Source organism: Streptococcus oralis (assembly GCF_964238205.1).
GTDB lineage: Bacteria > Bacillota > Bacilli > Lactobacillales > Streptococcaceae > Streptococcus > Streptococcus oralis_CZ.
The window spans coordinates 1-1,985 of the sequence record NZ_CAXSLF010000011.1 but is presented as its reverse complement, the minus strand read 5'-3'; the positions used below and the strand labels follow the sequence as shown (position 1 = coordinate 1,985).

At 49.1% G+C, this 1,985-nt stretch carries 1 protein-coding gene and 2 pseudogenes; all 3 read right to left on the bottom strand.

From position 1 onward, the window contains the following. A pseudogene (locus tag ACESOD_RS09765) lies at positions 1 to 383 on the bottom strand (adhesive domain-containing protein); the annotation flags it as partial. A gap of 269 nt (positions 384 to 652) precedes the next feature. Continuing rightward, positions 653 to 811, bottom strand: a complete 159-nt coding sequence (locus tag ACESOD_RS09760) for a hypothetical protein (protein WP_373095550.1) — start codon at positions 809 to 811, stop codon at positions 653 to 655. Then, a pseudogene (locus ACESOD_RS09755) lies at positions 753 to 1,985 on the bottom strand (adhesive domain-containing protein); the annotation flags it as partial. The pseudogene ACESOD_RS09755 and the gene ACESOD_RS09760, both read right to left, overlap by 59 nt.

Sequence of the window (1,985 nt, the reverse complement as noted above, 5' to 3'; positions counted from 1 at the left end):
TCAGCAAGCACAAGCGCATCTGAGTCAGCAAGCACATCAGCTTCTGAATCAGCATCAACAAGTGCCTCTGAGTCAGCAAGCACATCAGCTTCTGAGTCTGCATCAACGTCTGCATCAGAATCAGCAAGCACATCAGCATCTGAGTCAGCATCAACAAGTGCGAGCCAATCAGCAAGCACATCAGCTTCTGAATCAGCAAGCACAAGCGCATCTGAGTCAGCGTCAACATCAGCGTCAGAATCAGCATCAACAAGTGCGAGCCAATCAGCAAGCACATCAGCATCTGAGTCAGCATCAACAAGTGCGAGCCAATCAGCAAGCACAAGCGCATCTGAGTCAGCATCTGAGTCAGCATCAACAAGTGCGAGCCAATCAGCAAGCACATCAGCATCTGAGTCAGCATCAACAAGTGCAAGTCAGTCAGCAAGCACAAGCGCATCAGAGTCAGCGTCAACAAGTGCGTCAGAATCAGCATCAACGTCGGCTTCTGAATCAGCGTCAACAAGTGCAAGCCAGTCAGCAAGCACATCAGCTTCAGAATCAGCAAGTACAAGTGCAAGCCAGTCAGCAAGTACATCAGCATCTGAGTCAGCATCAACAAGTGCGAGCCAATCAGCAAGTACATCAGCGTCTGAGTCAGTGTCAACAAGCGCTAGTCAATCAGCAAGCACATCGGCATCTGAGTCAGCATCAACAAGTGCGAGCCAATCAGCAAGCACATCAGCATCTGAGTCAGCATCAACAAGTGCAAGTCAGTCAGCAAGCACAAGCGCATCAGAGTCAGCGTCAACAAGTGCGTCAGAATCAGCATCAACGTCGGCTTCTGAATCAGCGTCAACAAGTGCAAGCCAGTCAGCAAGCACATCAGCTTCAGAATCAGCAAGTACAAGTGCAAGCCAATCAGCAAGCACATCAGCATCTGAGTCAGCGTCAACAAGTGCGAGCCAATCAGCAAGTACATCAGCGTCTGAGTCAGCGTCAACAAGTGCAAGCCAGTCAGCAAGTACATCAGCATCTGAGTCAGCGTCAACAAGTGCGAGCCAATCAGCAAGCACATCAGCATCTGAGTCAGCGTCAACATCAGCGTCAGAATCAGCAAGCACATCAGCGTCAGAATCAGCGTCAACAAGTGCATCTGAGTCAGCGTCAACATCAGCGTCAGAATCAGCAAGCACAAGTGCGTCAGAATCAGCAAGCACATCAGCTTCTGAGTCTGCATCAACATCAGCTTCTGAATCAGCAAGCACATCAGCGTCAGAATCAGCGTCAACAAGTGCATCTGAATCAGCAAGCACATCAGCGTCAGAATCAGCAAGCACATCAGCTTCTGAATCAGCATCAACAAGTGCAAGCCAATCAGCAAGCACATCAGCTTCTGAATCAGCATCAACAAGTGCAAGCCAATCAGCAAGCACATCAGCATCAGAATCAGCATCAACAAGTGCAAGCCAATCAGCAAGCACAAGCGCATCTGAATCAGCGTCAACATCAGCATCAGAATCAGCAAGCACATCAGCTTCTGAGTCTGCATCAACATCAGCTTCAGAATCAGCAAGCACATCAGCTTCTGAGTCTGCATCAACGTCAGCATCAGAATCAGCAAGCACAAGCGCATCTGAGTCAGCGTCAACATCAGCTTCAGAATCAGCAAGCACATCAGCATCTGAATCAGCATCAACAAGTGCCTCTGAGTCAGCATCAACAAGTGCGTCAGAATCAGCGTCAACAAGTGCTTCTGAGTCAGCAAGCACATCGGCTTCAGAATCAGCAAGCACATCGGCTTCTGAATCAGCAAGCACATCGGCTTCTGAATCAGCAAGCACAAGTGCATCAGAGTCAGCAAGCACAAGCGCATCAGAGTCAGCAAGCACATCAGCATCTGAGTCAGCGTCAACATCAGCTTCAGAATCAGCAAGCACATCAGCATCTGAGTCTGCATCAACAAGTGCATCAGAATCAGCAAGCACATCAGCTTCAGAATCAGC

Coding starts and splice junctions, on each gene's coding strand:
- ACESOD_RS09760 (WP_373095550.1), bottom strand. CDS start 811: ATGCTGATTCTGACGCACTTGTTGACGCTGACTCTGATGCGCTTGTGC.